The 24,560-nt window shown below is 67.8% G+C and carries 22 protein-coding genes and 1 other RNA gene; 14 read left to right on the top strand and 9 right to left on the bottom strand.

What is annotated here, in order from left to right:
• Positions 1–23: 23 nt before the first annotated feature.
• Positions 24–1,493 carry an aldehyde dehydrogenase family protein gene (locus tag V4U86_RS19460; protein WP_395307572.1) on the top strand — a complete coding sequence of 490 codons (1,470 nt, stop codon included), beginning with the start codon at positions 24–26 and terminating at the stop codon, positions 1,491–1,493.
• A gap of 7 nt (positions 1,494–1,500) precedes the next feature.
• On the opposite strand, the gene V4U86_RS19455 is transcribed toward V4U86_RS19460, so the two are convergent.
• Both V4U86_RS19455 and V4U86_RS19450 read right to left on the bottom strand, forming a co-directional pair.
• Entirely contained in the window at positions 1,501–2,664 is a 1,164-nt protein-coding gene (locus V4U86_RS19455; protein ID WP_395307571.1) for an acyl-CoA dehydrogenase, read from the bottom strand.
• Positions 2,665–2,702: 38 nt separating this feature from the next.
• The gene (locus V4U86_RS19450) at positions 2,703–3,269 is read right to left on the bottom strand and encodes a TetR/AcrR family transcriptional regulator (RefSeq protein ID WP_395307570.1); all 567 of its coding nucleotides are present in this window, start codon (positions 3,267–3,269) and stop codon (positions 2,703–2,705) included.
• A gap of 228 nt (positions 3,270–3,497) precedes the next feature.
• On the opposite strand from V4U86_RS19450, the gene V4U86_RS19445 reads away from it, so the two are divergent.
• On the top strand, positions 3,498–4,466 hold the full coding sequence (locus V4U86_RS19445) for an esterase family protein (RefSeq protein WP_395307569.1): 969 nt from the start codon (positions 3,498–3,500) through the stop codon (positions 4,464–4,466).
• Between the two features lie 65 nt (positions 4,467–4,531).
• Here V4U86_RS19445 and V4U86_RS19440 read toward each other — a convergent pair whose 3' ends face one another.
• From V4U86_RS19440 to hisN, 4 genes are all read right to left on the bottom strand, one after another.
• Positions 4,532–5,944 (bottom strand): FAD-dependent oxidoreductase, encoded by a 1,413-nt coding sequence (locus tag V4U86_RS19440; RefSeq protein WP_395307568.1) that lies wholly within the window; start codon positions 5,942–5,944, stop codon positions 4,532–4,534.
• Positions 5,945–6,078: 134 nt separating this feature from the next.
• On the bottom strand, positions 6,079–7,293 hold the full coding sequence (locus V4U86_RS19435; protein WP_395307567.1) for an acyl-CoA dehydrogenase family protein: 1,215 nt from the start codon (positions 7,291–7,293) through the stop codon (positions 6,079–6,081).
• Positions 7,294–7,336: 43 nt separating this feature from the next.
• A complete protein-coding gene (locus tag V4U86_RS19430; protein ID WP_395307566.1) occupies positions 7,337–8,728 on the bottom strand; it encodes an acyl-CoA dehydrogenase family protein in 1,392 nt (463 codons plus the stop codon).
• Between the two features lie 82 nt (positions 8,729–8,810).
• Positions 8,811–9,593: a histidinol-phosphatase gene (gene hisN / locus V4U86_RS19425; protein WP_395307565.1), complete on the bottom strand. Its 783-nt coding sequence runs from the start codon at positions 9,591–9,593 to the stop codon at positions 8,811–8,813.
• Between the two features lie 23 nt (positions 9,594–9,616).
• On the opposite strand from hisN, the gene V4U86_RS19420 reads away from it, so the two are divergent.
• Positions 9,617–9,997 (top strand): hypothetical protein, encoded by a 381-nt coding sequence (locus tag V4U86_RS19420; protein WP_395307564.1) that lies wholly within the window; start codon positions 9,617–9,619, stop codon positions 9,995–9,997.
• Positions 9,998–10,010: 13 nt separating this feature from the next.
• On the opposite strand, the gene V4U86_RS19415 is transcribed toward V4U86_RS19420, so the two are convergent.
• Together V4U86_RS19415 and V4U86_RS19410 are read right to left on the bottom strand one after the other, a co-directional pair.
• Entirely contained in the window at positions 10,011–10,958 is a 948-nt protein-coding gene (locus V4U86_RS19415) for a hypothetical protein (RefSeq protein ID WP_395307563.1), read from the bottom strand.
• A gap of 114 nt (positions 10,959–11,072) precedes the next feature.
• Positions 11,073–12,413, bottom strand: a complete 1,341-nt coding sequence (locus tag V4U86_RS19410) for an FAD-dependent oxidoreductase (protein ID WP_395307562.1) — start codon at positions 12,411–12,413, stop codon at positions 11,073–11,075.
• A 140-nt stretch (positions 12,414–12,553) separates the two neighbouring features.
• Here V4U86_RS19410 and prfB point away from each other — a divergent pair, with 140 nt between their 5' ends.
• From prfB to ssrA, 9 genes are all read left to right on the top strand, one after another.
• Positions 12,554–13,663: a peptide chain release factor 2 gene (gene prfB, locus V4U86_RS19405; RefSeq protein ID WP_395307561.1), complete on the top strand. Its 1,110-nt coding sequence runs from the start codon at positions 12,554–12,556 to the stop codon at positions 13,661–13,663.
• Complete coding sequence (locus V4U86_RS19400; RefSeq protein ID WP_395307560.1) at positions 13,650–14,576, top strand: mechanosensitive ion channel family protein; 927 nt, start codon at positions 13,650–13,652, stop codon at positions 14,574–14,576. The genes prfB and V4U86_RS19400 overlap by 14 nt, the downstream gene beginning before the upstream one ends.
• Positions 14,573–15,100 carry a hypothetical protein gene (locus V4U86_RS19395; RefSeq protein WP_395307559.1) on the top strand — a complete coding sequence of 176 codons (528 nt, stop codon included), beginning with the start codon at positions 14,573–14,575 and terminating at the stop codon, positions 15,098–15,100. The genes V4U86_RS19400 and V4U86_RS19395 overlap by 4 nt, the downstream gene beginning before the upstream one ends.
• Positions 15,101–15,125: 25 nt before the next feature.
• The gene (gene ftsE / locus V4U86_RS19390) at positions 15,126–15,815 is read left to right on the top strand and encodes a cell division ATP-binding protein FtsE (RefSeq protein WP_395312120.1); all 690 of its coding nucleotides are present in this window, start codon (positions 15,126–15,128) and stop codon (positions 15,813–15,815) included.
• Positions 15,815–16,708 carry a permease-like cell division protein FtsX gene (gene ftsX / locus V4U86_RS19385; RefSeq protein WP_395307558.1) on the top strand — a complete coding sequence of 298 codons (894 nt, stop codon included), beginning with the start codon at positions 15,815–15,817 and terminating at the stop codon, positions 16,706–16,708. Before ftsE ends, ftsX begins: the two co-directional genes overlap by 1 nt.
• A gap of 2 nt (positions 16,709–16,710) precedes the next feature.
• Entirely contained in the window at positions 16,711–17,217 is a 507-nt protein-coding gene (smpB, locus tag V4U86_RS19380; RefSeq protein ID WP_395307557.1) for an SsrA-binding protein SmpB, read from the top strand.
• A 17-nt stretch (positions 17,218–17,234) separates the two neighbouring features.
• Positions 17,235–18,059, top strand: coding sequence for an EamA family transporter (locus tag V4U86_RS19375; RefSeq protein WP_395307556.1), 825 nt, complete (start codon positions 17,235–17,237; stop codon positions 18,057–18,059).
• An 87-nt stretch (positions 18,060–18,146) separates the two neighbouring features.
• Positions 18,147–20,414 (top strand): putative bifunctional diguanylate cyclase/phosphodiesterase, encoded by a 2,268-nt coding sequence (locus V4U86_RS19370; RefSeq protein WP_395307555.1) that lies wholly within the window; start codon positions 18,147–18,149, stop codon positions 20,412–20,414.
• Positions 20,415–20,484: 70 nt separating this feature from the next.
• Positions 20,485–20,856, top strand: a transfer-messenger RNA (tmRNA) gene (gene ssrA / locus V4U86_RS19365).
• Between the two features lie 140 nt (positions 20,857–20,996).
• On the opposite strand, the gene V4U86_RS19360 is transcribed toward ssrA, so the two are convergent.
• Complete coding sequence (locus tag V4U86_RS19360; RefSeq protein ID WP_395307554.1) at positions 20,997–21,299, bottom strand: hypothetical protein; 303 nt, start codon at positions 21,297–21,299, stop codon at positions 20,997–20,999.
• 453 nt (positions 21,300–21,752) lie between these two features.
• On the opposite strand from V4U86_RS19360, the gene V4U86_RS19355 reads away from it, so the two are divergent.
• A complete protein-coding gene (locus tag V4U86_RS19355; protein ID WP_395307553.1) occupies positions 21,753–23,357 on the top strand; it encodes an SLC13 family permease in 1,605 nt (534 codons plus the stop codon).
• Entirely contained in the window at positions 23,354–24,406 is a 1,053-nt protein-coding gene (locus V4U86_RS19350; protein ID WP_395307552.1) for a tartrate dehydrogenase, read from the top strand. Before V4U86_RS19355 ends, V4U86_RS19350 begins: the two co-directional genes overlap by 4 nt.
• The last annotated feature ends 154 nt before the right edge of the window (positions 24,407–24,560 follow it).

Here is a 24,560-nt window from a genome sequence, read left to right as displayed (position 1 = left end):
TACCTTAAGGTACGTTCGGGTCTGTGGGGAATGACGCGCACGTCCTGATCGGCGGTCGCACGGTCGACAGCCCGATGCATCCGGTCCACAATCCGGCCCGCGCCCGCGACATCGTGGGGGAGTCCGCGCTTGCCGACGCCGACCTGGTGGACCGGGCGGTGCGCGCCGCCGACGACGCGGCGCCGGCGTGGGCGGCACTGTCGGTGGCCGAGCGTCGCGATGCGCTCAAGGCGGCCGCCGCGGCGGCGTTGGAGGACTTCGAGAACCGGGCCCGGCTGCTCACCGGTGAGCAGGGCAAGGTGCTGTGGGAGTCGATGGTCGACCTCGCCGGGGCGCCCTATCTGCTGCGCGAATGCCGGCGGCTGGTCGAGCGGGTGGCCGAGGAGCAGATCGTCGACGACGAGCGCGGTCGGTTCGTCCGGCGCCGCCGCCCGGTCGGAGTGGTGGCCGTCATCGTGCCGTGGAACTACCCGGTGTTGTTGGCGTTCAATGCCATTGCCCCCGCGCTGGCGGCCGGGAACACCGTCGTCGTCAAACCGTCGGAGCTGGCGCCGCTGGCCCTGACCGCGGTGCTGGGAGCGGTGGCGGCCGCGCTGCCCGACGGGGTGATCAACGTGGTGCCCGGTGACGGAGCGCAGGCCGGTCATGCGCTGGCCGCCCACCCCGGGGTGCGCCGCATCATGTTCACCGGCGGCACCGCGAGCGGACGCGAGGTGATGCGCGCGGCGGCGGGCTCGATCACCGGTGTCGGACTGGAACTCGGCGGCAACGATCCGGCGCTGGTGCTGGAATCGGCGGTCGTCGACGATGCGCTGGTCACCGCGCTGCGCAACTCGGCGTTCACCTGCTCGGGTCAGGTGTGCTTCGCCATCAAACGGATCTACGTGCACCGCAGCCACTTCCGCGATCTGGTCGACGCCCTGGCCGCGGTCACCGATCAACTCGTCGTCGGCGACGGGCTGGACCCGGCCAGCTCCATCGGCCCGCTGATCAGCACGGCCGCCGTGGACCGGGTCCGGGACCTGGTGCGGGACAGCGTCGAGATCGGCGGCACCGTCACCGAATTGGGGCGCAAGCTCGATCCGGCCGGATGGGAGCACGGGCATTTCCTGCTGCCGCATCTGGTCACCGGCATCCCGCAGCAGTCCCGGTTGGTGGCCGCCGAACAGTTCGGCCCGGTGCTGCCGATTCTGCCGTTCGACACCGAGGAGCAGGCCGTCGCGCTGGCCAATGACTCCGAATACGGTCTGGCCGCGTCGGTCTGGTCCCGCGACGACGATCATGCGTTCGCGGTGGCCCGCGGCATCGAGGCGGGCACCGTGTTCATCAACGTGCACGCCGCCGGGGCATCGGACCACACCACCCCGTTCGGCGGGGTCAAGCAGAGCGGGATCGGCCGGATCAACGGCTGGGCCAGCATCGAGGAACTGACCGAGACCCAGATGCTGATCCGCCGCGACGACGCGGCGAACCTACCCGGGCCGCCGAACTGAGGATTCCTCAGATCATCGAGGTGAACGGGATCTTGCACCCCAGGGCCAGCGCGCCGGCCAGTTCCCGGCTGGTGTCGTAGTCGAACACGACGTGCCCGGACAGCACGTCGACATCGCGCTTGAACCGCTGCATCGGGCTGGACAGAAAGTGGATGCTGGCCCCGCCGGCGCCCATCAGCTCGGCGATGACGCCCTTGGACTCGGCCACGATGTGCGCGGCCGCCAGCCGCGCCTGCGCGCGGACCGGCTTGGTCACCGGGTCCCCGGCGGCCACGATCGCTTCTATCTGTCCGACGGTGTCGCCCAGCAGTGCGTTCAGGGCGCGCAACCGGACCTGCGCGCCGGCCAGGTGGGCCTGGGCGATCGGCTTGTCCCTCTGCATCACGCCCTCGTAGGCCAGCACCCGCTCGGCCAGACGCTCCGCGTAGATCTCGGTGACCCGCTCGGCGCTGCCGAGGGCGGGCATCGCGGCCAGTAGCGCCAGTGCGGGCACCATCGGCCAGCGGTAGGTGGCGCTGGCGTGCAGGGCGGTGCCGGGTGCGGTGCCCGAGTAGATGTCGAGCACGTTCACCAGCCGGTGCGCCGGCACGAACACATCGGTGGCGACGACGTCGTTGGAGCCGGTGGCCCGCATGCCATCGGTGTGCCAGACGTCCTCGACGCTGACGTCCTCGATCGGCAGCAGGGCCAGCGCGGGGTAGATGCCGTCGTCCGGGCCGCACAGCGCGGCCACGAAGACCCAGTTGCCGTGCATGACGCCGGTGGCCCAGGACCAGCGCCCGGTGATCCGGACGCCGCCCTCGGCGGGCAGGCCGCGGCCGGTGGGGGCCAGCGGGGCCGGCGCCAGGAACGGGCCGCCGGCGAAGGCCTCCTCCTGGGCCTGCTCGCTGAACAGCGCCAGGAACCAGTTGTGCAGTGCGAGGAAGCCGATGGTCCAGGCACTCGAGGTGCAGCCGTGGGCCATCCGGCGCACCGGGTCCAGCAGGGCGGGGAACGGCGCCTCCAGCCCGCCGTAGCGTGCCGGCTTCAGCAGGTCGGTGAACCCGGAACCGGTCAGCTCGGCGACGGTGGCCTCGGGCAGCCGGCGCAGTTGCTCGGCCTCGGGGGCACGCTGGGCCAGCGCGGCCACGAAGTCGTCGGTCACCAGGGCGGAGGTGTCGATCGTCTGCATACCGCCGAAGCTACCATACTTTTTAGTATGGAAGCGGGTCAGCGGATGAGCATGAGGTCGAGGTAACGCTCGCTCTGTGCGGTCTGCCGCGGGTTCGGTGTCTGGCCGGAGAGGTGGAGAAAACCGATACCCATCGCGAACGTCGCATTCGCCCGCAGCTCGGCGTCCTCGGCGTCGAACCCGTAGTCCTCCAACGCGGCGCGTACCGCGGCCAGTATCCGCCGGTCAGCGGCCCGCACACTCTCGGCGACGGTGTCGTCGGTGCGTGCCCACTCGCGCATCGCGCGTTCCAGCGTCCAGTGCCGCGGGCTGACGAGGGAGGCCATCATCTGAGCCAGCCGCTCGCGCGGCGGGAGCCCACCGAGGGCCTCGATCTGGCTGCGGTCCTCGTCGCGCAGATCCCGCCAGCCCTGCACCAGCGCCGCCCGGTAGCTCGGCATGCCGTCGAAGTGCCAGTAGAAGCTGCCCTTGGTGACCTTCAGGCGGGCGCACAAACGATCGATTTTGAGCGTTTTTATGCCCTCCTCGGCGAGGAGCGCATAACCGGCCTGGAGCCAATCGTCAATGGTCAGGCGGCTGCCGGACGAGGATCGGGCGGGCGACATGAGGGGCAGCCTACGGCGACGCGCCCGCCCCCCGGACTTTCTGTAGCCCCTGACTGCGTGTTTTACTGCAAGTCGGACAACTGAATTCTCGGTCCGCTCCACGATCCGAATCGGCGAGCGGACGCGGATACCGCAGTGCAAAGAGGCACTGCGGTATCTCTGGGTGTTGGGTCCACCAACACCAGGGTCGGGCGGGACCGTGACGATACAGAGTTGGGATTGAATTTGATGCAGAACGTTGTTGGCCGGTGGATGCGCCGGATCGGGGCCGCCGCCGCGGCCGCGCTGGTCGTGCCGGGCGCGATCGCAGTTGCAGGTGAGACGGCCACCGCTGGTGCCTTCTCCCGTCCCGGCCTGCCGGTGGAATACCTGATGGTTCCGTCCGCCGGTATGGGCCGCGATATCAAGATCCAGTTCCAGAGCGGTGGCGAGAACTCGCCGGCCGTGTACCTGCTGGATGGCCTGCGTGCGCAGGAAGACTTCAGTGGCTGGGACATCAACACCCAGGCCTTCGAGTGGTTCCTCGACAGTGGCCTGTCGGTTGTCATGCCCGTCGGTGGCCAGTCGAGCTTCTACGCCGACTGGTACGCGCCGGCCCGTAACAAGGGCCCGACCGTCACCTACAAGTGGGAGACGTTCCTGACCCAGGAGCTGCCGGCCTACCTGCAGGCGAACCGGGCCGTCAAGCCCACCGGCAGCGCCGCCATCGGTCTGTCGATGGCCGGCTCGGCCGCGCTGAACCTGGCGACCTGGCACCCCGGGCAGTTCATCTACGCCGGCTCGATGTCGGGCTTCCTGAACCCCTCCGAGGGCTGGTGGCCGTTCCTGATCAACATCTCCATGGGTGACGCCGGCGGCTTCAAGGCCGACGACATGTGGGGCAAGACCGAGGACCCGAACAGCGGCTGGAAGCGCAACGACCCGATGGTCAACATCCCGACGCTGGTGGCGAACAACACCCGCCTCTGGGTCTACTGCGGTAACGGCACCCCCAACGAGCTCGGTGGCGGCGATCTGCCCGCGACCTTCCTCGAGGATCTGACCATCCGCACCAACATCACCTTCCGCGACAACTACCTGGCCGCGGGCGGTAGCAACGGTGTGTTCAACTTCCCGAACAACGGCACGCACAACTGGGCGTACTGGGGACGGGAACTGCAGGCCATGCTGCCCGATCTGCAGCGCGTCCTGATCTAAGTACGGACCACAAGAAATCCCCCGGGGCTTTTGCCCCGGGGGATTTCTTGTCTGCTGCCCACAGCTCAGTTGCGGCCGACCCGAGCGACGCCGGACGGGAATGGACGCGGGCCGCGATTCCCCTCTGATCGCGGCCCGCGCCCTATCCCATTGACCCGCGATACGCGACCCACGAAGGCGGGTCGGAGCAGACGCAACGGGGAATCAAGCATTCCGGTCACCCGCAACAGCTGGACCGCGGTGGTCGGGTCGGATTCGGCGGCCGTCATCACCCAGTCGAGGTAGGCGTTGGACAGTCGCATCGACAGCGGACGGGGCCCGGCCACCTCCGGCAGCGTCAGGTCCGAACCGACGGCGGTCTGCCATGCCACCCGTAGTTTGGCCGCCGCGGCGTGGAAGAAGCGCTGCGGCAGCCCCTGGTCGCCGTGGCGCAGGCATTCACTCAGCAGCGTCGATTCGATCGCCGCCAGCGTCATGCCCTGCCCGTAGATCGGGTTGAAGCTGCAGACCGCGTCCCCGAACACCAGCAACCCCTGCGGGAACCGCTTCATCTTGTCGTAGCGCCGCCACCGGTTCGACGGCACCCGGTAGTGCTCGACGTCGCTGAGCGGGGTCGCCGCCCGTGTCGCGGCGAGGGCATGTTCGGCGACGAATCCGTCACCCCACGTGAGCATCTGGTCCCGGTTGGCCGGCGCGGGCCGGCCGGCCATCGAACCCAGCGTCATCATCCAGGCGTCGTTCTCGTAGCGGACCAGCGTCCAGGTCTTGGGCCGCCCGGGGGCGGGGAAGTAGGCGAAGAACGTCTCGGGCAGCGTGCCGGCCGGGATGTGCAGCAGCTGGCTGGCGTAGACGAGTTTGACGACGAGCTCGTCTTCCGGCGGTCGCCCGTAGCCCAGTTCGTCGAGGAAGGTCGGGGTCCGTGAGCCCCGCCCGGTGGCGTCGACGACCAGGTCGGCGTGGATGGTGCTCTCGGTGGCGTGCACCCGGTGGGACACCCGCACCCCGGTGACGCGGGCGCCGTCGGCGGTCGCGGTCAGCTCGGCGACGTCGTGGCCGTCGAGCACGGTCACGTTCGGCAGAGCCTGGACCCGTCGGCTGATGTTGCGTTCCAGCAGGGGACGGCTCGGGAAATGCAGCGTCGAATCGTCGGGCACCGGCAGATCGGTCTGGGCGATCGGGTGGCCGTTGATCGACAGCCGGATCCGCGACATGTCTCCGCCGGACAACGAGGGCACACCGTCGGCGGCGAGTTCGTCGGCGAATCCTGGGAACAGTTCGGCGAGCACCTGCGAGCTGCGGGCCAGCAGCACGTGGCCGTGCCGGCCCTGCGGGACACCGCGGCGCGCGGCCGGCAGATCGGTCAGCACATCGCGTTCGACGATGGTGACGTCGCGGTAGTGGTCGGCCAGTACCCGGGCGGCCAGCAGACCGCCGATGCTTGCGCCCAAGACCACCGCGTGTTCGCCGAGTAGCTCCATGATCGGAGTCTGTGCGCCGGTGGGCCGCGACCATAGAGTAGGGGACTACTCGTTTTTGTGTTCGCTACGCGGGAGCCCCCCGGGGATCGGTGAGGTGGTGCCGGCCCCCCGGTCGGCGCCACCTCACCGAAGTCTCATTTCAGCTGGGCGGAGGACAGCCCCAGCAACCGGCGGGCCACCACCAGCAGCTGGATCTGCTGGGTGCCCTCGAAGATGTCGAGGATCTTCGAATCGCGGGCCCACTTCTCCAGCAGGGTCTGCTCGGAGTAGCCGACGGTGCCCGCCATCTCCACGGCCTTCAAGGTGATGTCGCTGGCCACCCGGGCGGCCTTGGCCTTGCCCATCGAGGCTTCCTTGGAGTTCGGGATCTTGTTGTCGGCCTGCCAGGCCGACCGCACCGTCAGCAGGTACCCCGACTCCCAATCGGCCTCCATGCGAAGGAATTCCGCTGCGGGGGCGCTCTGCGCGTGGGCGGGTTTGTCGTAGGAGATCTCGATGCCGGCCTCGGTGAGGATCACCCGCAGCTCCTCGAGGGCGGCCCGGGCGACGCCGACGGCCATGGCCGCCACGATCGGCCGGGTGTTGTCGAAGGTCTCCATGACCCCGCCGAACCCCTTGTCCACCTTGACTTCCGGATCACCGAGCAGGTTCTCCTTCGGGATGCGGGCGTTCTCGAAGCGGATCACCGCGGTGTCGGAGGCCTTGATGCCCAGCTTGTGCTCGAGGCGCTCCACGGTGACGCCGGGGTGCTCGCGCGGGACCACGAACGATTTGATGGCTGCACGCCCCAGTGACTTGTCCACCGTCGCCCACACCACGATGTGGGTGGCGCGCGACCCGGCGGTGACGAAGATCTTCTCGCCGTTGATGACGTACTCGTCGCCGTCGAGCACCGCGGTGGTGGACACCGCCGCGGAATCGGACCCGAAGCTGGGCTCGGTGATCGCCATTGCGGCCCACACCTTGCCGAATCGCTCCAGCTGGTCCTTGGTGGCCACGCTGGAAATGGCCGCGTTACCGAGACCCTGGTAGGGGATGGACAGCAGCAGGGCGATGTCACCCCAGCTGACTTCCAGGGCGTTGAGCAGCGCGGACATGTTGGCGCCGTTCACGTTTGTCTTCTTGGTGTCATCGTCGCGCCCACCGAATGCATCGGCGCCGGCGAACGAGATGGTGTTGGCCTCCTGCAAACCCTCGAACAGGTTGGCCAGGGTGTCCAGCTCGACCGGGTAGGCGTGCTCGGCGAGGTCGTACTTGCGCGAGATCGGCCGGAGCATCTCCGCGGCGCCCTGGTGGCCCTTCTCGACGACCGCCTGCAGTTTGCGGGGCAGTTCCAGATTGATTGCCATGACTGGGTTTTCCGTTTCTGTGATGGCTTAGAGGACGCCGCTGTTAAAGGACGACGACACCTTCGGCGACGCCGAGGACCCGCAGATCGCGGTACCAGCGCTCGACCGGGTGTTCCTTGGTGTAACCGTGACCGCCGAGCAACTGCACCCCGTCCAGCCCGATCTGCATGCCCTTGTCGGCGGCGATCCGCTTGGCCAGCGCGGCTTCCCGGGCGAACGTCAGGCCCTGCTCGGCGCGCGACGCGCCCCGCAGCGTGATCAGTCGCAGCCCGTCCAGTTCGATGGCCATGTTGGCGGTCATGAACGCGACGGCCTGCCGGTTGGCGATCGGCTCGCCGAACGCCTCACGCTCCTTGATGTAGGGCATGACGTAGTCGAGCACCGCGTGTGAGGTGCCGACGGCCAGTGCGGCCCAACCCAATCGGGAGTAGGCGATCGCCTCAGAGAAATCCTGGGCGTAGTCCTGGTCGGAGCGGTCCTGTTCGCCGAGCCGGTTGTGCAGGGGCACGGCGACATTGTCGAGGGCGACCTTGCCCAACGCGGCGCCCCGCACACCCATCGACGGGTCGGCCTCGACGGTGAGGCCCTCGGAGGAGGCCTCCACCACGAAAAGTGCGGGCTTGCCGTTGAGTTGGGCGGCGACGATGAACAGTTCGGCGGCTCCGGCGGCGGGGACCAACGACTTCACCCCGGAGAGCCGGTATCCGCCCGGGGTGCGGACCGCGGTGGTCTTCAGCGCGGTGGGGTCGAACAGCGCATGCGGTTCGGCGATGAGAACGCTTGCCTGCGGCACGTTTTCACCGGCGAACTCGGGCAGGTAGGTGCCTTGCTGTTCGGCGCTGCCCCAGTGCGTCAGTGCCGCGGCGACGCCGGCCGGGGCCAGGATCGGCAGCGCCAATCCCATGTCTCCGTAGGCGAGTGCCTCGGCGACCAGCGCCCCGGTGACAGTGCTGCGGTGCTCGGCGATGCCGTCGAAGTTCTCCGGGATGTTCAGCGCGGTGACGCCGATCTCGGCGGCCTTGGCGATCAGATCGGCCGGGTAGCTCGCGGCGGCGTCGGCGTCGTAGGCGGCCGGGCGCAGGATCTCGTCGGCGAATTCGCTGACCGTCTCGACGATCATCTTCTGGTCGTCGTCGGGGGTGAGGTCGAAGTAGTCCGACGGCCGCGGAGCGAGCCGGGTGGGCGAGCCGCCACCGAGGTTCTGGATGCGCTTGAACTGGCGGGTGGTGGCGCCGGCGGCGGAGAACGCGGTCTTGACGCCGTACCGGATGCCCTTGTTGAGCGGGTCGCGCAGGCCGTAGCGGTCCAGGACTTCCTGGCCGACGAGGGGGGTGATCAGCGCCAGGGCGATATCGGTCGCTGTCCGCTTGTGCTTCTGCAACCCGACGGCGCTCTCGGGCCCGGTGCGCCGTGGACGGGATTCGATCTGAGTCATGTCAGCAGCCTCTTTTGGTGGGGGCAATGCGCCATGACCGTATCTTACTCCTGAGTAAGATAGACCGATCCTGTTACCAAGTTCACAGCGGTGCCAGGCGGGCCCGCACCTGGTCGTGGAGGTGGCCGTTTGTGGCCAGCGCGCTGCCGCCGTGCGGGCCGGGCTCACCGTCGATGCTGGTGAACGAGCCGCCGGCCTCCCGGATCAGGATGTCCAGCGGGGCGATGTCCCAGACCTTGACCTCCGGTTCGCACGCGATGTCGACCGCGCCCTCGGCAACCAGGCAGTAGGACCAGAAGTCGCCGTAGGCCCGCACCCGCCACACCGCGTCGGTGAGGGCGACGAACTGCTCGCGCCGGTCGTCCCAGCCGGTGGTCAGATCCGAGTACGACAGGCTGGCCGAGGCCAGATCACTGACGCCGGACACCTGGATGCGCCGGGTCGTCCCGCCGAACGAGGTGTGCGCGCCCAGCCCGTGCCCGGCCCACCAGCGGCGGCCGAGCGCGGGCGCACTCACCACCCCGATCACCGGCACGCCGTCGGAGATCAGGGCGATCAGCGTGCACCACACCGGGACGCCGCGGACGAAGTTCTTGGTGCCGTCGATCGGGTCGAGCACCCATTGGCGGCCGGTGGAAGACACTGTGCCGCCGAATTCTTCGCCGAACACCGCGTCGTCGGGGCGGGCCTCGGCGAGGGCGGCGCGCAACGTCTCCTCGGCGCCCTTGTCGGCGTCGGTGACCGGGGTGAGGTCCGGTTTGGTCTCGACGCGAAGGTCCAATGCGCCGAACCGGGCCATGGTCAACTCATCGGCCCGATCGGCGAGCCGGAGGGCCAGGGCCAGGTCATCGGAAACATCGCTCATGCCCGCAGTCCTACCATGGCAGCGTGATCGAATTCGCGATGGTGCTGTTGTTGGTGGGCGCGCTGGTCCTGATAGCGATGCCCTGGATCCGGAAGCGCCAGGGCGGTGGTCGGATGGGGGCGGACATGGCGCCCGGCACGCTGCTGGTAACCGGGGTGAGCCCGCGTCCCGACGAGGTCGGTGAGCAGTTCGTCACGATCAGCGGCGTGATCAACGGCCCGACGGTCAACGAGCACGTCGTCTACCAGCGGATGATTGTCGACGTGAACCAGTGGCCGACCATGGGCCAGCTGATCGACGTCGTCTACTCCACGAAGAACCCGGACAAGTGGGGCTTCGCGCCGCTGGATGCGCCGCCGCCCGACTACCCGCCGCCACCCCCGAACTACCCGCCCGCCAACTGAGAGCGCGGCGCTGCTATCCCGCGAGTTTGCGGTTATCGCGGGAAAGTTCGAGTGCGGTCCTCGATAACGGCAATCTCGCGACAAGTCGGGCTACGGACCGATGGGGTGTGCGCAGTTTTCCGTCCCAGCCGTGGGCGACCAGCGCCCGATACGCCTGCACCAGGATCTCCCCGTCGCTCTGTTCCTTGACCACCCGCAGCACCGTCCAACCCATCCGCTCCAGCTGCGGGATCACGCGCAGGTCCTTCAGGTACTGATACCGGTCGGTCTGGTGCTGGCCACCGTCGTACTCCGCGGCGACCATGAATTGCTCCCAGCCCATGTCGAGTTTGCGCAGGGGACGTAACCCGTCGAATATCTGGATCTGGGTGCGGAGTTCCGGGAATCCGGCGTCGAGGTAAAGCAGTCGCAGCCGAGATTCGCGTGGTGATTCGGCTCCGCGATCGACCAGTGGAACCAGTGATCGCACCTGTTTGACCCCGCGGGCGCCCCGATAGCGTTCGGCGAGTGCCAGAACGTCGTCGGGCCGGCACCGTGTCACGCGCGCAAGCGCATCCAGTCGGGCGAGGGCCTCGCGACGTTCGAGATACCGACCCATGTCGAAGGCGGTGCGTTCCGGCGTCGTCACAGGAAGTCCCATGTGCACGGTGATCTCATCGGCGGCGATGCGATCGCGCCGCACGATGATCCCGGCGGGAGCGCGGCTGACGTTCCAGATCAATTCGACGGGGATGTTGTCGTCGACCCACTCCGCGCCGAGCAGGGCCGATGCAGCGACTCCGGCGACGACGCCCGTACCCCCGGAACGCAGGTACGCCCCGTGGATGTATTCGGCCAGCGTGAGTCGGTGGCCACGTGGCGCGTAGATGTCGCGGTGGACGCGGTCATACCAGCGGCGTAGGTCATGCTCGGTCACGATCCCCGCGGCACGTGCGTGGCTACCGACAATCAGCTCCCCCATGGGGTGATGCTGCCCAGCGGCACCGACAACCTCCGCGACATTGCACTCATCGCGCGGAAGTGCGAGTGGCGGCGTCGATATCTGCAATCTCGCGGCGAGGCGCGCGCAAAGAAGTCAGCCGTGCGCGATCCCCAGCATCTCCTCGAGATTGCTGATCTTGACCCGGGGACGGTGCTGGGCGTCGCCGACGGCGCGCTCGTGGGCGTCGATGCGCTGCCAGTGCGCGTCGGTCACCAGCTTCGGCTGACGCGAGAGCAGCCACTGCGCGAGCTCCTCGGCGTGGTCCTCGTCGAACCTGGGCTCGCCCAAATCGGCGAGCAGGGTGTCCACGGTGTCCGCGGAGTCCTTCTTATTGCTGCCGATGACGCCGGACGGGCCGCGCTTGATCCAGCCGACGACGTACTCGTTGCGGCTGCCGTCGACCCGGCCGTCGGTGTGCGGGATGGTGCCGGAACGCTCGTCGAACGGCAGGCCCGGGGTGGCCACGCCCTTGTAGCCGACCGCGCGCACCACCAGCTGCACGGGAAGCTCCTCGCGTTCACCGGTGTCCTTGGCGATCACCCGGCCGCCCTCGTCGACCAGCTCGTTGCGTCCCAACACGATCGACTCCACCCGGCCGTCCCCGCGGATCTCGATCGGGGAGGTGGCGAACCGGAACACCACCCGGCGGGTGGCCCCGGCCGGCTCGTTCTCCGCGTACTCGCGCAGCACCTTGATGTTCTGCCGGACGGTCTTGTCCGCCGCCTCCAGATCGTCGTCGCTGATGGCGTCGAAGTCGGCGCGCTCGACCACCACGTCCACCTCGGCCATCTGCTCCATGTGCCCGAGCTCGCGCAGTTCCAGCGTGGTGAACGGGGCCTGCAGGGGACCGCGCCGGCCCACCACGATCACCTCGCGGACCCCGCGCGGGCCCAGCAGGTCCAACGCGTGATCCGCGATGTCGGTCTGTGCCAGCATCTCCGGGTCGCTGATCAGGATGCGCGCCACATCGAGGGCCACGTTGCCGTTGCCGATCACCACCGCGCGGTCGGCGGTCAGGTTCGGCGCCATCGTCCCGAAGTGCGGGTGCGCGTTGTACCAGCCGACGAAGTCGACGGCCGACACGCTGCCCGGCAGGTCCTCACCCGGGATGCCGAGCACCCGGTCGGCCTGCGCGCCGATCGCGTAGATCACCGCGTCGTAGCGCTCGGCCAGCTCGGCGGCCTGCACATGCTCGCCGATGGTGACGTTGCCGAAGAACCGGAAGTGCGGGTCGGCGGCGATCTTCTCGAACTGCGCGCTGATCGATTTGATCTTCGGGTGGTCCGGTGCCACCCCGGAGCGCACCAGCCCCCAGGGGGTGGGCAGCATCTCGATCATGTCGACCCGGAAGTCGCGGTCGTTCTTCAACAGCGAAGCGGCGGCGAAGAACCCGGACGGGCCCGAGCCGACGATCGCCACGTGGTACGGGCGCATCTGGAGCCTTTTCTTTAGGCTGCCCGGCGGCGCGCAAGGGGCTGTCGCGACGTCACCGGAGGGGTTACCGCACCCGATGCTAGCTGCGGTGGGCCGATCGAGGGCGGAGTCCGGAGAAGCGGCCGGTAACCTCAACAATCGTGGATCCAGACCGTCTTGCAGATATCGCCGCCCTCGACACCACGTTGACGACCGTGGAGCGGGTGCTCGATGTCGAGGGTCTGCGCGGCCGCATCGAAACGCTGGAGGCCGAAGCCGCGGACCCCAACCTGTGGAACGACCAGACGCACGCGCAAAAGGTCACCAGCGAGTTGTCGCACGCCCAGAACGAACTGCGCCGCGTGGAGGAACTGCGCCAGCGCATCGACGATCTGCCGGTGCTCTACGAACTCGCCGCCGAGGAGGGTGGCGCGGACGAGAAAGCCGAAGCCGACGCCGAGCTGGACAAGCTGCGCGAGGACATCGCGGCCATGGAGGTGCGCACCCTGCTCTCCGGTGAGTACGACGAGCGCGAGGCCGTCGTCACCATCCGGTCCGGCGCCGGCGGCGTCGACGCCGCGGACTGGGCCGAGATGCTGATGCGGATGTACATCCGCTGGGCGGAGGCCCACAAGTACCCCGTCGAGGTGTTCGACACCTCCTACGCGGAGGAGGCCGGCATCAAGAGCGCCACCTTCGCCGTGCACGCCCCGTACGCCTACGGCACCCTCTCGGTCGAGCAGGGCACCCACCGGCTGGTGCGGATCAGCCCGTTCGACAACCAGAGCCGGCGCCAGACGTCGTTCGCCGACGTCGAGGTGCTGCCGGTCGTAGAAACAACGGACCACATAGAAATTCCCGAGGGTGATCTGCGTGTCGACGTCTACCGGTCCAGCGGTCCGGGCGGGCAGTCGGTCAACACCACCGACTCGGCGGTCCGGCTGACCCACATCCCGACCGGCATCGTCGTGACCTGTCAGAACGAGAAGTCCCAGCTGCAGAACAAGGTGTCGGCCATGCGGGTGCTGCAGGCCAAGCTGCTGGAGCGCAAGCGGCTGGAGGAGCGCGCCGAGATGGACGCGCTCAAGGGCGACGGCGGCAGCTCCTGGGGCAACCAGATGCGGTCCTACGTGCTGCACCCGTACCAGATGGTCAAGGATCTGCGCACCGAATACGAGGTGGGTAGCCCGGCCGCGGTGCTCGACGGCGACATCGACGGTTTCCTGGAGGCCGGCATCCGATGGCGGAACAGGAAAGATGACGACGAGTAGCCGCGTGCTCGCCCTGTCGGTGGCCGACCGCTGGCAGGGGTTCTGGCGCGGGGACATCGGCGAGTGGATCATCACGCGCGGCCTGCGCATCGTCATGCTCGTGATCCTGGCGGTCCTGCTCGCGCGGTTCGTCAACTGGGCGGCCCAGCGCATCAGCCGGCGTATCGACGCCGACTTCCAGGAGAGCGACGCGCTGGTGCGCACCGAGACCGCCAAGCACCGGCAGGCGGTGGCCTCGGTGATCTCCTGGGTGACGATCGCGCTGATCTGTGTCGTGGTCCTGCTGCAGATCACCGACATCCTGGCCATCCCGCTGGGCTCGCTGGTGGCGCCGGCCGCGGTGCTCGGCGCCGCGCTGGGTTTCGGTGCGCAGCGCATCGTGCAGGACCTGCTGTCCGGGTTCTTCATCATCACCGAGAAGCAGTACGGCTTCGGTGACCTGGTGACGCTGACCCTCGGCGCGTCCAACGACGCGACCGGCACCGTCGAGGACGTCACGCTGCGGATCACCAAACTGCGCACCAGCGACGGTGAGGTCTTCACCATCCCCAACGGGCAAATCATGAAGTCGCTGAACCTGTCCAAGGACTGGGCCCGCGCCGTGGTGGACATCCCGGTGCCGACCACGGCGGACCTCAACGCCGTCAACGAACTGCTGCACGCGGTGTGCGTGAACGCCATGAAGAACCCGCAGATGAGCGATCTGCTGCTGGACCAGCCGCAGCTGATGGGGGTGGAGACCCTCGAGCTGGACACCGTCAACCTGCGGATGGTGGCCCGCACCCTGCCCGGTAAGCAGTTCGAGGTCGGCCGGCAGCTGCGGCTGATGGTGATCGCGGCGCTGGCCCGGGCCGGCATCGTCTCCAAGGCCGAGTCCACCTCGCTTGCGGCCAACTCCGAGGTCCGCGAATGAGGCTGATCTCGCGGCGGCCCAGCGACGCCGAGAAGCGCTGGCCCGCGTATGTGCTGGGCGGCCGGATGCGCGCGTCGACCCTCGTGCTGATCGTCGCGTTCTTCCTCACCGCCTGGCTGTACGACACCTACAAACCGCCGCCGCCGGAGCCTGCCCCGGCCACCCAGACGGTGCCGCCCGGCTTCGTGCCCGACCCCGAGTACACCTGGGTGCCGCGCACCCAGGTGCAGGAATGGACGCGCACGACGACGCCGACCACCACCACGCCGACGACGACCACCACTGTGGCGCCGCCGACGACCACCACGCCGACGACCCCGACGGAACCGACCGACACGCCGGTGCCCGGACAGGAGACCCCGGTCCCCGCGGAGGTGACTCCGCCCACCACGACGGTCATCGATCCGGACGGCCCGAACGGGTTGCTTCCACCGATCACGCTGCCGGTACTGCCCGGGGCGGCGCCCGCGCCGGCACCCCAGACGCCCGCGACACCGCCACCGCCTGCACGCAGCGCGTACTGACACGCGTCTACACTGGCGTGCCGTGATGATCACCCTCGACAAAGTGAGCAAGCAGTACAAATCCTCTGCTCGTCCGGCGCTGGATGACGTCTCACTCAAAATCGACAAGGGTGAGTTCGTCTTCCTGATCGGCCCCTCGGGTTCGGGCAAGTCGACGTTCATGCGTCTGCTGCTGGGCGCCGAGCACCCCTCCAAGGGCGATGTGCGGGTCTCGAAGTTCCACGTCAACAAGCTGTCCGGCCGGCACATCCCGCAGTTGCGCCAGGTCATCGGCTGCGTGTTCCAGGACTTCCGGCTGCTGCAGCAGAAGACCGTGTTCGAGAACGTCGCGTTCGCGCTGGAAGTGATCGGTAAGCGCGGTGACGTGATCAACCGGGTGGTGCCCGACGTGCTGGAGATGGTCGGCCTGTCCGGCAAGGCCAGCCGGCTGCCCAACGAGCTCTCCGGTGGCGAGCAGCAGCGGGTGGCGATCGCGCGGGCGTTCGTGAACCGGCCGCTGGTGCTGCTGGCCGACGAGCCCACCGGCAACCTGGACCCCGAGACCAGCAAGGACATCATGGATCTGCTCGAGCGGATCAACCGCACCGGAACCACGGTTCTGATGGCGACGCACGACCACCACATCGTGGACTCCATGCGTCAGCGCGTCATCGAACTCGAACTGGGCCGGCTCATCCGCGACGAGCAGCGCGGCGTCTACGGAATGGATCGCTAGTGCGTTTTGGCTTCCTGATCAACGAGGTCGTCACCGGACTTCGTCGCAACGTCACGATGACGGTGGCGATGATCCTGACGACCGCCATCTCCATCGGCCTGTTCGGCGGTGGTCTGCTGGTGATGCGCGTGGCCGACCAGTCCCGCGACATCTACCTGGACCGGGTTGAGAGCCAGGTCTTCCTCACCAACGACGTGTCGGTCAACGACCCGAACTGCGACGCGGACCCGTGCAAGGCGCTGCGCGCGCTGATCGACTCGCGCGACGACGTGAAGTCGGTGCGTTTCGTCGACAAGGACGCGGCTTATGAGGATGCGGTCAAGAAGATGCCCGCGTTCAGGGACGTCGCGAGCAAGGACGCGTTCCCGGCGTCATTCATCGTGAAGCTGGAGAATCCGGAGCAGCACCAGGATTTCGACGCCGCCATGCTGGGGCAGCCCGGTGTCTACGACGTGCTGAATCAGAAGGATCTGATCGACCGGCTGTTCGCGCTGCTCGACGGCATGTCGAACGCGGCGTTCGCGGTGGCGCTGGTGCAGGCGATCGGCGCGGTGTTGTTGATTGCCAACATGGTTCAGGTGGCGGCTTACACGCGGCGCACCGAGATCGGCATCATGCGGCTGGTCGGCGCGACCCGCTGGTACACCCAGCTGCCGTTCCTGGTGGAGGCGATGCTGGCCGCGTTCATCGGCGTGGTGCTGGCGCTGATCGGTCTGCTCTCGGTGCGCAGCCTGTTCCTGGAGAAGGCGCTGAGCCAGTTCACCCAGGCTAATTTGATTGCGCCGCTGGACTTCGCCGATATCCTCTACATCGCGCCGATCCTGCTGTTCGTGGGTGTGGCGATGGCCGGTGTCACGGCCTATGTGACGCTGCGCCTCTACGTACGAAGATGATGATGGCTACCAAGAGCAAGAAACCCGACAAGGCTGCCGAAAAGGCGAACAACCATGTGGTGGCGACCAACCGAAAGGCGCGCCACAACTACGCGATCCTGGACACCTATGAGGCCGGGATCGTGCTGGTTGGCACCGAGGTGAAGAGTCTGCGCGAAGGGCAGGCCTCCCTGGTCGACGCGTTCGCCACCGTCGACGACGGCGAGATCTGGCTGCGGAACCTGCACATCGCCGAGTACCACCACGGCACCTGGACCAACCACGCGCCGCGGCGCAACCGCAAACTGCTGTTGCACCGCAGCCAGATCGACAACCTGGTCGGCAAGATCCGCGACGGCAACCTCACCCTGGTGCCGCTGTCGCTGTACTTCAGCGACGGCAAGGTGAAGGTCGAGCTGGCGCTGGCCCGCGGTAAAGAGGCCCGCGACAAGCGCCAGGACCTGGCCAAGCGCGACGCCGACCGGGAGATCACCCGCGAACTTGGCCGGCGCGCCAAGGGCATGCGCTGATAGGCGTTCTGCTCGCGTTGGTTTCGGCCGCGGGCTATGGCGTCAGCGACTTTGTCGGCGGCATCGCGTCCCGCCGCGTCGCCGCGCTGCGGGTGGTGCTGGTGTCCTACCCGGTGGCGTTGGTGCTGCTGACCGCGCTGTCATTCGTTGTGGGCGGACAGATTTCGAGTCCCGCGGTGCTGTGGGGTGTGCTGTGCGGCATCAGCCAGGCATTCGGGGTGTGGTGGTTCTACGCTGCGCTCGGCGCCGGGCCCATCTCGGTGGTGTCACCGTTGACCGCGATCCTGGTGGCCGGAGTACCCGTCGGGGTCGGGATGGTGCTGGGGGAGCGGCCGGGTGCGCTGGCCCTGCTGGGCATCGCGGTGGCGTTGGTCGCTGTCGTGCTGGTGTCCCGCGGGGTGGCCGACCAGGACTCCTCGCCGCACCGGTTCACCAAGACGGTGGCCTGGCTGACGGTCGGGTCGGGTCTGGCGTTCGGCCTGAACTTCGTGCTGATCGACCAGGCGCCGGTGGACGCCGGCCTGTGGCCGCTGGTGTTCGCCCGGGCGTCGGCCACGGTGCTGGTGGTGCTGATCGCGCTGGCCGGCGGGCAATTACGCGCGCCGAGCGGGGTGCCGCTCAAGCTGGCACTGGCGGCCGGGGTGCTGGACACCGTCGCCAACGTGGCCATGCTGCTGGCGTTGCAGGCCTCGCTGCTGTCGCTGGCAGGGGTGCTGATTTCGCTGTATCCGGCGTCGACGGTCGCGTTGGCGCTGCTGGTGCTCAAGGAGAAGGTGACTCGTTGGCAGGTGGTGGGCATGGTGGCCGCCGCAGTCGCGGTCGCCATGATCGCCGCCGGATAGTTTTCTGAGTTTCGTCATGCGGGTATATGGCGTATTGACCCCTCGGTAACATCACGACCCATCGATCGATGACGCGAAGGGAGGCGTGTGTCGTTCAAGGGCCACCGGCGTCGCCTCTGGTTGTTGCTGCTCGTGGCGCTGTTGTTCGTCAACGCAATATCGCCCTGGCCCCACGAGATCTCGCGTTACATCGCCTTGACCGTCGGGTTGGGCACCGCGTTCGGATGGGGGCTGTGCGGCCTGATCGTCGCGCGCCGGGTGACCGGCTGGTCGCGGCGGTGGCGGCTGCTGATGTCGACCGGCCTGCTTTCCCTGTCCGTCGGTGAGGCGTTGTGGTGGGCGCACGGTTTCCGTGAACCGGTGCCGACGATCAGTCTGGTCGCCTACCTGCTGTGCCCGCTGTTCGCGTTGGTCGCCATCGCGGGGCTGGTCCGGGCCGGCGGCGGGCTGACCGGATCGGACGAGAGCTCGGCGCGGCCCACCCCGGCGACGACCGTCATCGACGGTGTAGTGGCCTGCCTGTCCTTCCTGATCCTGGTGGCGATGGGCGGTTTCGGCGCCGGATCGAGTGTTTCGCTGCCGCGGTCGGACAACGTGACCGTCGAGGTCCTCTTCGCGCTGGCCGAACTGCTGGTCGTGTTGTCGACGGTGCTGGTCGCCATGGCGTATCAGCCCGGCCGGCTGTACCGGACGAATCTGTTGCTGCTGTGTAGCGGTTTCCTGCTGACGATCACGTCCGACCGGGCCATCGCCTACTTCGACTCGGCGGGAGCGGCCGGCGCCACCCGTTGGGGTGGCATCGGATTCACCGTCGGACTGACGCTCATCGGCATGGCCATGCTGGAATTGCCGCACGATCAACGGCCCTCGAAACGCTCCGACGGATTCGACTGGGTGCAGCTGATCTTGCCCTACATCTCCTTCCTCGGCGTGGCGGTGCTGTACGCGTATCACTTCGGCCGCGGCGCGACGATGCACGCGGTCATCCTGTGGGTGACGGTGGTGATGGTGCTGCTGGTGGCGGTCCGTCAGGTGGTCGCCATCCGCGCGCAGTACCTGCTGACCGAGCGGCTGCTGACGACGCAGCGGCGGCTGGCGCACCAGGTGCACCACGACTCGTTGACCGGGCTGCCCAACCGGGTGCTGTTCGCCCGGCGCCTCGACGAGGCCATGCGGACCGGACGGTTCGTGCTCATCTTCGTCGACCTCGACGATTTCAAGGAGGTCAACGACCGGTACGGGCACGCCGCGGGGGACACGCTGCTGCGCGCGGTCGGGGAGCGGCTGGGCCGGTGCGTGGGCGAGGCCGACACGCTGGCCCGGATCGGTGGCGACGAGTTCGCGATCCTGATGGACGGCACGGTCGACGAACCCGAGGCGGTCGCCGAGCGGCTGCGGGTCGCGCTGCGGGAACCGTTCGCGGTCAACGGATCGTCGGTGCGGGTGCGGGCCAGCATGGGTCTGGTCCGGCCGGGTGAGGACGGTGTCCCGCAGTCCTCCGACGATCTGCTGCGCCAGGCCGATGTGTCGATGTACGCCGGGAAACGGCTCGGCAAGGACACCGCCGTCGTGTACCGGCCGTCCTCGGGCGTCAGCGTCGACTTCCCGACCGCGCTGCGCCGGGCCCGCGGCGCCGCACCGCCCGGATTCCAGCTGGTGTACCAGCCCATCGTGCGGCTCCCGCACCAGACGCCGGTGGCCGTCGAGGCGCTGGCGCGGTGGACGACCGCCGACGGGATCGCGATCTCGCCGGAGACGTTCGTCTCGGTCGCCGAGGCCGCCGGGATGGGTGCCGACCTCGACGCGCTGGTGCTCGACATGGCCTGCCGGGAGGTGTCCGGGGCCGGCATCGACCTCGACATCCACGTGAACGTCGGGGCGGCGCGGCTGGGAAATCCCACCTTCGAGCGGCGCATCATGCGGACACTGGAGCGCTACGGCATCGAACCGGATCGGCTGGTGCTGGAGATCACCGAGACCGTCCCGATCGTCGACCTCACCGACGCCGCCGACCAGATCGCCCGGCTCAACGCCCTGGGAATCAAGGTCGCCCTGGACGACTTCGGCGCCGGCTACAACTCGCTGACCTATCTGCACGTGCTGCCGGTGCAGATCGTCAAGCTGGATCGCAGCCTGGTCGCCGGCGCCGCGCGGGCCCGGGATGTGGCGCTGTACCGGTCGGTGATCCGGCTCTGTGACGCGCTCGGGTTGGCGGTGGTCGCCGAGGGTATCGAAATGGCCGCGCAGGCCGACACCGTCTACGACGCGGGCTGTGATCTGGCCCAGGGGCACCTGTTCGCCAAGCCGGTGCCGATCGGCGCGGTCCTGCCCAGCGTGCCGAGTGGCCCGTCCTGACGTTATTCGGTTGCCGGTGTCGGACCACCCGGTAGACTGGCTTTCTCGCCGAACGTCGGCGGGGGTGCGAGGGGCTGAACGGTTTCGACTTCGCGCATCGAATCAAGGGAAGCGTGCCGGTGCAGGCAAGAGACCACCGTAAGCGTCGTTGCAACCAATTAAGCGCCGATACCAATCAGCGCGACTACGCCCTCGCTGCCTAAGTAGCGACTGCGTGTCTGTCAGACCGGGAGCGCCCTCGGCCCGGATCCTGGCATCAGCTAGAGGGACCCACCCACGGGTTCGGTCGCGGGACCCGTGGGGACATCAAACAGCGACTGGGATCGTCATCTCGGCTTGTTCGCGTGACCGGGAGATCCGAGTAGAGGCATAGCGAACTGCGCACGGAGAAGTCTTGAGGGAATGCCGTAGGACCCGGGTTCAATTCCCGGCAGCTCCACCTCAGGAAAGGCCGCAGGTCAGCAGACCTGCGGCCTTTCCTTTTGGGCCGGTCGTCCCGCGAGTGTCGGCTTGTGGTCGAACGTGTCGTCCGTTCTCGACCACAGGCCGACGCTCGATGCGAGGCTCTGGGTTCGGCGTCGGTCAACGGCCTCGCCGGTGGAGTGCCAACGCTTCCACCGCAGTCGCGGCACGTTCGGCCGCGCTGGCGAGTTCCCGTAACTGGCCGGCGTCCATGTAGAGGCCCGCGACCGATTCGGTAGGCCCGCCGGCTCCGTCCGGGTACGGGGTGTCCCCGTTCAGGTCCACGTAGGCGTGCCCGTCGACATCGACGGTGATTCGAGCGCTTGGCGTCACACCGTCTTCAGCACGCCGGGGATCGTCGGGGTGCTCGGACCCCCAGATCAAATGATCCACGACATTCAATACACGTGCGTCCTGTGCCATTTCGTTTCCTTTCGATTTTCTTTCACTGCGTTTGTATCCCGGGCCATGGCCGGCCTGGTGGGGCAGAACCGTACATAGTCGATACAGGGTCGTCAACACATCAAACGTGTTGTGGCTCAACCACTTAACGCGAGTTAAGGGTTAAGGGCGTCAAGTCTTAGCTCTCGGTTGACGCTAAGGTCGGATTAAGCTCGCTTAAGCCCGGAATTAAGGCTCTTAGCCCCTTAAGGGTTAAGGCCTTAGCGCATTTAAGCGGCTTAGCTTGCTTAGCTTTGAGTGATTAAGCCACTGCATTAGGGCTTAATAACCGGCTGATCGACATTTGTAATCTGCGTCACATCGGTCGCCGAAGGGCGTCCAGGGCGACGCGGCCGATGTTTAGCGCCCGCCGCGGCGAGGGCACATCCCACCTGAGTGTGGCGCAGGGCACACCTGGGTGGACGGAGCGCGGGCATGACCAGTCAGAACCCCACCACGGCGACCGACGTCGACAAGGCGCTGCTCGGCAGCGCCACCTATCGCAGCCTCGGCGAGCAGAAACTGTCGGCCAAGGAGGAGCGTTTCGAGAAGGGCCGCCGCACCATCGGACTGTTCCTGGCGCCGGTGCTCACGATTGTCTTCCTGCTGCTGCCACTCGACATCCCGCGCGAGCAGCAGGTGCTGGCCGCCGTGCTGCTCGGGGTGATCGCGCTATGGATCAGCGAGGCGGTGCCGATCCCGATCGGCGGCCTGCTCGGGGTGGCGGTGGCGGTGTTCCTCGGCGTCGCCCCGGTCGACGACGTGCTCGGCCCGTTCGGGTCGTCGACGGTGTTCACCTTCATCGGGGCGTTCATCCTCGCCCAGGCAATGCTCAAACACGGTGTCGCGCGGCGGTTCGCGTTCCGCATCCTGGCCCTGCCCCGCGCCGGACGTTCCACCACCGGGGTGATCATCGCGTTCGGCGTGATCACCTGCGTGCTGTCGGCCTTCGTATCCAACACCGCCACGGTGGCCATGCTGCTACCGACCGCGCTCGGCATCCTCGGCGTCATCGCGAAACTGCTGCAGCAGCGCGGCGACGTCGAACCCGACTTCGATCCGCTGCGGCTGCGCGTCGGCACCGCACTCATGCTCATGCTCGCCTACGCCGCCAGCGTCGGCGGACTGCTCACCCCGGTGGGCAGCCCGCCCAACCTGATCGGGCGCGGGCTCATCGAGGAGGCGACCGGGGAACGGATCAGCTTCGGCCAATGGGTGGTGCTCGCGCTGCCGATCTGCGTCGCGATGTTCATCGCGCTCGCCTTCATCCTGTTGCGGCTCAACAAACCCGAGATCAACCGGATCGACGGCATCGCCGACTATGTGGCCCGAGAGCGGGAAAAGCTCGGCGGGTTGTCGCGGGCGGAGAAGAACACCCTCATCGCGTTCGGGGTGACGGTCTCCCTGTGGATCCTGCCGGGCGTGCTGGCGCTGCTGTTCGGCAACGAATCCGACATCTACACCGCCGTCAGCGACCGCCTCGACGAGGGCATGGTGGCGGTGTTCGGCGCGGCACTGCTGTACCTGCTGCCCACCGACTGGGAGAAACGCGAATTCACGCTGCGCTGGCGCGACGCCGCCGACATCGACTGGGGCACCATCGTTCTGTTCGGCACCGGCATCATCTTCGGTTCGCTGATCGCCGACACCGGGCTGGCCGAGACCATCGGCAGCTCGGTGAACAACGCCCTCGGGTTGGGCAGCGCGGTCGCCATCACCATCTTCGCGGTGCTGCTGGCGATCATCGTGTCGGAGACGACGAGCAACACCGCGTCCGCGGCGGTGGTGGTGCCGATCATCATCCCGGTGGCCGTGGCCGCCGGGGTGAATCCCTTCGTGCCGGCGCTGGCCGCCACCTTCGCGGCCTCGTTCGGCTTCATGCTGCCGGTGTCCACCCCGCAGAACGCGATCGTGTACGGCTCCGGCGTCGTGAAGATCACCTCGATGATCAAGTCCGGCATATCGTTTGACGTCATCGGCGCGCTGCTCATCATCCTGCTGCTACCGCTGATGGTCAGCGTGCTGGGGCTGGGCGCATGACCGGGGCGCGGATCGCGGTCATCGCCGGGGATGGTATAGGCCCGGAGGTCGTCGACTCGGCGCGGGCGGTGCTCGACGCGGTCACCGCGCGGCACGGAATCGAATTGTCCTACACCGACTTCGACTGGTCGTGTCAGCGCTACCAGCAGACCGGGGCGATGATGCCCGAGGACGGTATCGACACCCTGCGCGGGTTCGACGCGATCTTCCTCGGCGCGGTCGGCTGGCCGGGAGTGCCCGATCACGTGTCCCTGTGGGGACTGCTCATCCCGATCCGGCGGGCCTTCCGGCAATACGTCAACCTGCGGCCGATCAAGGTGTTCGACGGGGTGCAGAGCCCGTTACGCACTGCGGATGAGGTGGATTTCGTGGTGGTCCGGGAGAACGTCGAGGGTGAGTACAGCGAGATCGGCGGCCGGATGAACCGAGGATTCCCCGACGAGATGGCGGTGCAGGAGTCGGTGTTCACCCGTGTCGGGGTCAGCAGGATCGCCGACTACGCACTGGAACTCGCGCGCACCCGGCGCGGTTACGTCACCTCGGCCACCAAGTCCAACGGCATCGTGCACACGCTGCCGTTCTGGGACGAGGTGGTCGCCGAGCGGGCCGCGGCCTACCCGGATGTGAAGGTGGATAGCGAGCACATCGACGCGCTGGCCGCGAAGTTCGTGCTGCAGCCGCAACGCTTCGACGTGGTGGTGGGGTCGAACCTGTTCGGCGACATCCTGTCCGACCTCGCCGCCGCGGTGGCCGGGTCGATCGGGATCGCCCCGTCGGCGAACCTGGATCCGACCCGGGAGTTCCCGTCGATGTTCGAGCCGGTGCACGGGTCGGCCCCCGACATCGCCGGCCAAGGTGTCGCCAACCCGGTGGGAGCGGTGTGGTCGGCGGCGATGATGCTCGATCACCTCGGGTTCCCCGAGGCGGCCGCCGACGTGCTGGCCGCGATGGAGGCGACCCTGGCGCGGCCGCAGACCCGCACCGGGGACCTCGGCGGGACGGCGACCACCGCCGAGGTCACCGCGGCGCTGGTCGCGAAGCTGGGCTAAGGCACCGGCGCGCTTTGTAGCTATGTAGGGGATCACGAAAAGGCGGTGATGCCGCATGACATTCCGCCAGTATTGGGGTCTGACCGAGTGACCCAATGCAGAGAAGAGAACTGTGAGCGTTGAGGAGTTCTACAACAGAGACGACGACTACGTC

It is taken from the genome of Mycobacterium sp. AMU20-3851 (assembly GCF_043974665.1).
GTDB lineage: Bacteria > Actinomycetota > Actinomycetes > Mycobacteriales > Mycobacteriaceae > Mycobacterium.
Note: the sequence above shows the minus strand (reverse complement) of the source record. Positions and strands in the feature narration are given on the sequence as shown.